We start from the raw sequence: 7,820 nt of genomic DNA, 5'->3' as shown, positions 1-7,820 counted from the left end.
TGGGCACCAACGCGGTTGACGCGAAGCAAGACAGGCTGGTGACCTACGAAACGCTCGACGAAGGCCGCATCGCCCGGATCTGGCTCAACCGGCCGGACGCGCACAACGCGCAGAGCCGCGGCCTGCTGGTTCAGCTCGACGAGGCGTTCTTGCGCGCCGAGGCCGACGACGACGTCCGCGTGGTGATCTTGGCCGCGCGCGGCAGAAACTTCTCGGCGGGTCACGACCTTGGTTCTGAGTTGGCATTGGCGGAGCGGGCGCCCGGTCCCGACCAGCTGCCCAGCTTCCGGATCAACGGCTCCAACCGCGATGCGGTGGCGGAGAAGACGTACCTTCAGGAATGGCATTACTTCTTCCAAAACACCTGCCGTTGGCGCGATTTGCGTAAGATCACCATTGCCCAGGTGCAGGGCAATGCGATCTCCGCCGGTTTGATGCTGATCTGGGCCTGCGATCTGATCGTCGCCGCCGACAACGCGAAGTTCAGCGACGTGGTCGGTGTCCGCATGGGCATGCCCGGTGTTGAATACTACGCCCACCCTTGGGAATTCGGCCCGCGCAAAGCCAAAGAGCTGTTGCTGACCGGTGATTCGCTGAACGCCGACGAGGCTTACCGGCTCGGCATGGTGTCCAAGGTGTTTCCGCTCGACGAACTCGAGGACAAGACGGTGGAGTTCGCGCGGCGTATTGCCGAGCGGCCCACGATGGCCGCGCTGCTGATCAAGGATTCGGTGAACGCGGCGTCGGACGCGATGGGTTTCACCGAGGCGTTGCGGCACGCATTCCACATCCACGAGCTGGGGCATGCGCACTGGGCGGCGCACAACGAGAACAGGTACCCGATCGGATTGCCGCCCGATGTCGAGGACTGGCGCAACGCAAAGCCGTCGAAAGTGGCCCGCCGCGATACTCCGTAGCGCCCCCACCGACGGGCGCATGGTTCGATAGCTAGAACCTGTTTCAGTTTTGGCGTGAGGGGCTGGCGTGCAGCTTTCGTTCACAAACCGGACCTACCTGGTCACCGGCGGTGGCAGTGGAATCGGCAAGGGGGTGGCCGCCGGGCTGGTAGCCGCCGGGGCCGCGGTCATGATCGTCGGGCGCAACCCCGACCGGCTCGCGGAGGCCGTCAAAGAGATCGAATCGCTCGAGGCCAGCAGCGGCTCGATTCGCTACGAGCCCGCCGATATCACCAGCGAAGAGGAGACCACCCGCGCGGTGGATGCCGTGACGGCCTGGCACGGCCGGCTGCACGGCGTGGTCCATTGCGCCGGCGGATCGCAGACCATCGGGCCGATCACCCAGATCGACTCGGAGTTGTGGCGACGGACCATCGACCTCAATGTCAACGGCACCATGTACGTGCTCAAGCACGCCGCCCGCGAGATGGTGCGCGGTGGCGGCGGTTCGTTCGTCGGCATTTCGTCGATCGCGGCCAGCAACACCCACCGCTGGTTCGGCGCCTACGGCGTCGGCAAGTCGGCGCTGGACCACCTGATGCAGTTGGCCGCCGACGAACTCGGAGCGTCGTGGGTGCGGGTCAACAGCATCCGCCCGGGCCTGATCCGCACGGAGATGGTTGCTCCCATATTTGATTCGCCGGAGCTGAGCGAGGATTACCGCGTGATCACCCCGCTACCTCGGCCCGGCGAGGTCGAAGACATCGCGAACGTGGCGATGTTTCTGCTCAGCGATGCTGCCAGCTACGTGACAGGGCAGGTCATCAACGTCGACGGTGGGCTCATGCTGCGACGCGGCCCGGACTTCAGCGCGATGCTGGAACCGGTGTTCGGCGCCGACGGGCTAAGAGGAGTGGTCTGAGGCAAGGTCCGGAGATCCAACCGATGGTCCGCTCAATGAGATGGTGATCTTGCGGTCGTCGGGCTATTCGGAAGGCTAGCCTCTTATAGCGACAACGTCGGAGGACGCGATGCCTACAACTTGGGACACGATCGATCGGTATGTCGTCATCTCGACGGATACCCACGCCGGGGCCGATATCGGCGACTACAAGCAATATTTGCCGGCGGGCCTACACGACGAGTTCGACGCATGGGCAAAGACCTACGTCAGCCCGTTCGACGACCTGATCATCGCTACCGCCAACCGAAACTGGGATAGCGATCTCCGGATCGCCGAGATGGACGCCGACGGGGTGGCCGCCGAGGTGTTGCTGCCCAACACCGTCCCGCCGTTCTTCCCGACCACCCCGAACATCACCATCAGCCTGCCGCGGACACGCGACGAGTTCGAGAAGCGTTGGGCGGGGGTGCAGGCCCACAACCGCTGGCAGATCGACTTCTGTTCGCTGGCGCCGGACCGTCGCCGCGGGTTGATTCAGGTTTTTCCCAACGACGTCGAGCTGGCCATGGATGAGATCCGCTGGGGTGCCGAGCAGAACTGTTTCGGCGGGGTGCTCGTCCCGCCGGTCTCGCCGGGTGATCCCCAGGTCGCACCGCTCTTCCACACCCGCTACGAACCGCTTTGGGCGCTTTGCGCGGATCTGGACCTGACCGTCGTACAGCACGCGGGTGCCGGCAGTCCCGAGATGCCGATGGACCAGCCGGCGTCCAACGCGGTACTGATCACCGAGATGGCCCTATGGGCCAACCGCACGCTGGGACACTTGATCCTGGCCGGGGTGTTCGAGCGGTACCCGACGCTGCGGTTCGCGCCGACCGAGCAGGGCACGCTGTGGGTGCCGGGGCAACTCGGCATGCTCGACGCCATGGTGCCCACCATGAAGTCCGAGGCCGGCAACCGCACCTACGGGATGTTCGGCGGGTCATCCGTCGACGAGCTGACTATGACGCCGAGCGAATACGTCCAGCGAAACTGCTATCTGGCCAGCGAATTGGCGCCGTTCGACTCGGGAATGATCGACTTCATGGGCCCGGAGCACATCATGTGGGGCAGCGACTATCCGCACGAGGAAGGCTTCACGCCACACTCTAAGCTGGCCATCCGCTGGGCCCTGCACAACAGATCAGAAGACGCTTGCCGAAAGATTCTGGGCGGTAACGCCGGTCGCCTATATCGCTTCGACCTCGATGCACTTGCGCCGGTCGCCGCGAAGATCGGGCCGACGGTTGCCGAGGTGCACACGCCGCTTGAGGACACCGGCTATCGGGCACCGGCCGCATTTGGGTACCGGCCGTTTGAAGGCGGGCTAGCGCTGAAACGCCTTGCTCCAGCTCGCAACTAGCTATTCGTGCCGCGATTGCGCGGGTGGACGAACACGCCTTCAGCCTGCACGGTGATGCCCTGTGCGTCGGCAATATGGCCGCTAGCGAACGTCTTGACGCCCTCCACGCGGTCGACGTGTGCTTCTGCGTGCAGCGGGCCGAGCGGCGTGCCGCGCAGATAGCGGACGCTGAGAGTGCCGGTAACCGCGGGTCTTCCCGGCTTGTGCGCGGTTGCGCCCAGGACATGGTCGAGGATCATCGCGCACACTCCGCCATGCACGTGTCCGGGCGGACCTTCGTAGGCGGCGCCAAGAGTGAACTCGGTCCATACCAGTCCACTAGCTTCGTGGTTGATCGCGAGCGGCGGGGCGACTGGGTTGCGCAGACCGATCACAACGTTGCCCCAGGCCATCGATTGACCATCGTCGGTCTGTCGCACACCGAACGAAACCGGCATCAGCGTCGCACTCAATTCCTCAGTGGCGCAATCGATCTTCTCTTTCGCGGCGACCAGAGTCGCCGCATCGACTTGCGATCTGATTGTGGCATCGATAAGACGGCGCACCGAATCGGCCAATGGCCGATATACCGACTCGAGCTTCGCCATCTGCCCGCTAGTTGTCACGGCCAAAGCGTCCGTCGTGGCGCGCTCGCCCGGCAATAGCGCCTCCCAGCCAGTGGTCAGTTGGCGAAGGGCCGGCGGCCCGGGTTGTTAACCTGGGCAAATGGAAGGCAGCAATCGGTCAGGCAAGCCGAATCTGGCGGCGACCAGCTGGGCGCTGCTCGGCATGCTGTCATACGAGCACGAGCTTTCGGGTTATGACATCCGCAAGTGGATCGACTGGAGCATGCGGTTCTTCTACGACAGCCCGGCCTACAGCCACATCTATTCCGAGCTGAAGAAGCTGGAGAAGCTCGGCTTGGTGACTTCGCGCGTCGAGAACACCGGCGGCACGCGCAATCGCAGGTTGTACAAGATCACCGACGAGGGGCTGGACGCGGTGACCCAGTGGGCGAACGAGGCGCCGGTCGACCCGCCAACGCTCAAGCATGGCCCACTGCTGCGGGTGACCCTCGGACATCTCACCAGACCGGAGAGGCTGAAGGAGCTGCTGCAGGAACACTTTGCGTATGCCGATGAGATGCACCGCAAGGCGGCGAAGGATGCGCGGTGGGCCAGCGCCGATCCGTCCTGGGCATACGCCCGCGTCGCGTTGCAGTGGGCGGAGCGCTATTACGCCAACGAGCGGGAGCTTGCCCTAAAGATGATCAAGGAGCTTGACGAGGCGGAAGCCGCATTCCCTCAGCCGGGAAAAGGTGGACCTACCAAGATCCCTTGGCCCACACCGGAATTCTGGTACGAAATCGAAAAGAAGGCCGCCGCCGACGAACCTGACTGATCAGCGCCCTGCGGCGTCACGGGCCGCAATATAGCCGTACACCAGCCCCTGGGCGATGGTCGCGCCCGCACCGGGATATGTGGTCCCGAACGCGTTGGCCGCGGTATTCCCGATCGCGTATAAACCCTCGATGACACTGCCGTCTTCGCGCAGTACCCGAGCGCGGTCGTCGGCTCGCAGTCCGCCGCAGGTGCCGAGGTCGCTGAGTACCATCTTCACCGCATAAAAAGGCTTCCTATCGAGCGGGCGCAGATTGGGGTTCGGGGTGATGGTGGGATCGCCGTAGTAGCGGTCGTAGGCGCTGCGGCCGCGGTGGAAATCCACATCAATTCCGGCTCGTGACATCTCATTGAATCGCGTCACGGTAGCCCTGAACTTTGCTTCGGGAACACCGATCTTGTCGGCGAGTTCAGCGAGCTCATCCGACCGATGGGCAATGCCGGCTTCATACCACGCCGGTGGAATCGGCATGCGCGGAAACAGTTCGCCGGCAAAGACGTAGCTGTTGCGGTACTTCTGGTCGAACACGATCCACATGGATTCGATCGGATTCCCCGAGTGCTCCCGCTCCAGCAAGCACTGCCCGAACGACATGTAATCCATTGCTTCGTTGGCGAACCGGGTGCCGTGCTGATCGACGATCAGCGAACCCGGTAGGGACCGTTCCGCCAGCAACACCAACGGCGCCCCGCCCCGAGGCGGCGCTACCGCCGGAAACCACCACGCTTGGTCCATGAGATCGGTTGCGGCGCCAATGTCTTGAGCGGTGTGGATCGCGTCACCGGTGTTGGTCTCCGCGCCCAGGCTCATGTTCTCGCCGAGGGATTCCGACTGAAACTTCCACCGCATGGCCATGCTGTGGTCGAACCCACCGGCGGCCAACACCACGCCCCTACGCGCAGCGACGGTGACCTCGCGCCCGTCGTGGCTCATCACTGCGCCGGTGACCCGCCCGCCATCGGTGGTCAAGCGCTGCAATTCGGTGTTGGTCCAAATGGGGATCCCCGCACGTAGAACACCGGCGAATAGTCCGGCAGCCAGCGCCTGCCCACCGGCGATGTAGCGGCGGCCGAGCAGCAGCCCGCCCACTCCTTGGCAAAGGCGCTTGGCGATGGTCGGTATGCCCTTGCGCGGGATACGGGCCATCAGGTTCATCCACCGGTAGTCAGCGGTGGTGGTGGGCATGGGGATCTTCACCTCCATGACTCCGGGTCGCAGCCGGGTTCGCTGGTTACCGAGGATCGCGGAGTTCAGCGGCCGGCACTCGCACGTGCGACCGGCCGCGGTTCCACCCGGCTCCTCCGGGTGGTAGTCCGAATAGTCCTTGGCCCAGCTGAGCCGTATCGGCGTGGTACGCCGCAGCAGCTCAACGGTTCCAGTCACGTTCCGCAGGTAACCGGCGGACCGTTCGGCCGGGGCCGTCGCGGCCACCACGGACTGCAGGTACGTCTCAGCACGCTGCATGGTGTCTCCGGCGCCCTTCTCCTCGAGAATCGGGCTGGCCGGCAACCATAGGGCACCGCCCGAGCGGGCGGTCGAGCCGCCGACATAGGACGACTTCTCCACGATCAACACCGACAATCCGCATTCGTGGGCGGCCAACGCTGCTGCCATACCCGTGCCGGAGCCCACGACGAGGAGGTCGACCACAGTGTCGCGCACTGGCATGCTGGCAGGGATCGTGGCTGGTTGAACAGTCGTCACGCAGACGACATTAGGTCGTGGAAGCGGCGCCGTGGCTGCTTTCTCCCTGCCAGCGGGACGGTCGCCGCCATAACCGGGCCAACGGTTGTACAACAAACGACATGACGTTGCAGTCGAACATTGACGAGATTCGGGAGATCGAAGCCGCAGCGGCCCCAACCCGATTCGCTCGCGGCTGGCACTGCTTGGGCCTGACGAAAGACTTTGGCGACGGCAAGCCGCACGCCGTGCATGCTTTCGGCAAGAAGCTGGTGGTCTTCCGAAGCGGGGACGGCAAGATCAACGCACTGGACGGCTACTGCCGCCACATGGGCGGCGATCTCACCCAGGGCGAGGTGAAGGGCAATGAGATCGCCTGCCCCTTCCACGATTGGCGCTGGGGCGGTGACGGCCGGTGCAAGGGTGTGCCCTACAGCAAGCGGGTGCCCAAACTGGCCCGCACCATGAAGTGGAACACGTTAGAACAAGACGGAATGTTGTTCGTCTGGAACGACCCGGAAGGCAACCCACCGTCGGCGGAGGTGATCATCCCGCGAATCGAGGGCGCCACCAGCGACGAGTGGACCGATTGGCACTGGTACACGACAGTGGTCAACAGCAATTGCCGCGAAATCATCGACAACGTTGTGGACATGGCACATTTCTTCTACGTGCACGGGTCGATGCCTACACACTTCAAGAACATCTTCGAAGGCCACATCGCGACGCAATATATGAACAGCGGCGCGCGCCCGGACATACCCGACCCGGAGGGCCAGCCACGGATGCTCGGCACGACTTCGGCCGCCTCGTATTTCGGGCCGTCATTCATGATCGACGATCTGACGTACCACTTCGAGGACGCAGACCAACACACGGTGCTGATCAACTGTCACTATCCAATCGATGCGAATTCGTTTGTGCTGCAGTACGGCATCATCGTCAAGAAGTCTGATCAGCTACCCGAGGCGGCCGCGATGCAGACCGCAATTGCGCTGGGCGACTGGGTCAAGGTGGGCTTCGAACAGGACGTGGCGATTTGGAAGACCAAGGCACGCATCGACAATCCGCTGCTGTGCGAGGAGGACGGTCCTGTTTATCAGCTTCGCCGCTGGTATCAGCAATTCTATGTCGATATCGGTGACGTGACGCCGGACATGGTGGATCGCTTTGAACATGAACTCGATACCACCAGCCCACGCGAGGAGTGGATGAAGGCGGTCGAAGCTAACCTCGCCACCGGGGCAGTGGCGGGAACCAGCTGATGACCATCCGGATCGACAACCGGCTGTGCGACTGTCCGATGGCGTCGGTGGCCTGCCGTCGTTGCGGCGGCTGCGTGCTGGTGCGAAAGGGCAGCTGGAACCAGACCAGTGTGCAATGGAATGCCGAAGCATCCACCGGCTGCCTCGAGCGCCGTGACGCCCAGAATTTAGCCGCATACTCGGGGCGACGTGTGTTTTTGGGCTGTTCTGCGCTGGCCGCCTCGATTGTCGACGCGGTCCGTCACGGTGACTTGCCGGTGGCCGATGACACGGTCGACGTGGCAACCTAG

General features: G+C 63.7%; 8 protein-coding genes. 6 read left to right on the top strand and 2 right to left on the bottom strand.

The window, feature by feature from the left end:
• Window positions 1-35 precede the first annotated feature (35 nt).
• The 3 genes from VKI00_RS11435 to VKI00_RS11425 all read left to right on the top strand — a co-directional run bounded on the left by VKI00_RS11435 (window position 36) and on the right by VKI00_RS11425 (window position 3,202).
• Window positions 36-917 (top strand): enoyl-CoA hydratase, encoded by an 882-nt coding sequence (locus VKI00_RS11435; RefSeq protein ID WP_324437573.1) that lies wholly within the window; start codon window positions 36-38, stop codon window positions 915-917.
• Between the two features lie 67 nt (window positions 918-984).
• Window positions 985-1,818, top strand: coding sequence for an SDR family oxidoreductase (locus tag VKI00_RS11430; protein ID WP_324437569.1), 834 nt, complete (start codon window positions 985-987; stop codon window positions 1,816-1,818).
• 109 nt (window positions 1,819-1,927) lie between these two features.
• Entirely contained in the window at window positions 1,928-3,202 is a 1,275-nt protein-coding gene (locus tag VKI00_RS11425) for an amidohydrolase family protein (RefSeq protein WP_324437568.1), read from the top strand.
• Here VKI00_RS11425 and VKI00_RS11420 read toward each other — a convergent pair.
• The gene (locus VKI00_RS11420; protein WP_324437572.1) at window positions 3,199-3,789 is read right to left on the bottom strand and encodes a PaaI family thioesterase; all 591 of its coding nucleotides are present in this window, start codon (window positions 3,787-3,789) and stop codon (window positions 3,199-3,201) included. The genes VKI00_RS11425 and VKI00_RS11420 overlap by 4 nt on opposite strands.
• Window positions 3,790-3,907: 118 nt before the next feature.
• Between VKI00_RS11420 and VKI00_RS11415 the strand changes: the two genes are divergently transcribed.
• On the top strand, window positions 3,908-4,582 hold the full coding sequence (locus VKI00_RS11415) for a PadR family transcriptional regulator (RefSeq protein WP_324437567.1): 675 nt from the start codon (window positions 3,908-3,910) through the stop codon (window positions 4,580-4,582).
• On the opposite strand, the gene VKI00_RS11410 is transcribed toward VKI00_RS11415, so the two are convergent.
• On the bottom strand, window positions 4,583-6,286 hold the full coding sequence (locus VKI00_RS11410) for a 3-ketosteroid-delta-1-dehydrogenase (RefSeq protein ID WP_324437566.1): 1,704 nt from the start codon (window positions 6,284-6,286) through the stop codon (window positions 4,583-4,585). It abuts the gene before it with no gap.
• 101 nt (window positions 6,287-6,387) lie between these two features.
• Here VKI00_RS11410 and VKI00_RS11405 point away from each other — a divergent pair, with 101 nt between their 5' ends.
• Complete coding sequence (locus VKI00_RS11405) at window positions 6,388-7,530, top strand: Rieske 2Fe-2S domain-containing protein (RefSeq protein WP_324437565.1); 1,143 nt, start codon at window positions 6,388-6,390, stop codon at window positions 7,528-7,530.
• Window positions 7,530-7,820 carry a ferredoxin gene (locus tag VKI00_RS11400; protein ID WP_324437564.1) on the top strand — a complete coding sequence of 97 codons (291 nt, stop codon included), beginning with the start codon at window positions 7,530-7,532 and terminating at the stop codon, window positions 7,818-7,820. Before VKI00_RS11405 ends, VKI00_RS11400 begins: the two co-directional genes overlap by 1 nt.

Origin of the sequence: Mycobacterium sp. (assembly GCF_035314665.1) — a bacterium.
In the GTDB taxonomy this organism is placed as follows: Bacteria; Actinomycetota; Actinomycetes; order Mycobacteriales; family Mycobacteriaceae; genus Mycobacterium.
The sequence above is the reverse complement of the archived record's forward strand: the minus strand, read 5'-3'. Positions and strand labels throughout refer to the sequence as shown.

Bases quoted from the DNA above. Each gene is read 5' to 3' on its own strand.
- VKI00_RS11425 (WP_324437568.1), top strand. From the start codon at position 1,928: ATGCCTACAACTTGGGACACGATCGATCGGTATGTCGTCATCTCGACG.
- VKI00_RS11420 (WP_324437572.1), bottom strand. From the start codon at position 3,789: ATGGCGAAGCTCGAGTCGGTATATCGGCCATTGGCCGATTCGGTGCGC.
- VKI00_RS11415 (WP_324437567.1), top strand. From the start codon at position 3,908: ATGGAAGGCAGCAATCGGTCAGGCAAGCCGAATCTGGCGGCGACCAGC.
- VKI00_RS11405 (WP_324437565.1), top strand. From the start codon at position 6,388: ATGACGTTGCAGTCGAACATTGACGAGATTCGGGAGATCGAAGCCGCA.
- VKI00_RS11400 (WP_324437564.1), top strand. From the start codon at position 7,530: ATGACCATCCGGATCGACAACCGGCTGTGCGACTGTCCGATGGCGTCG.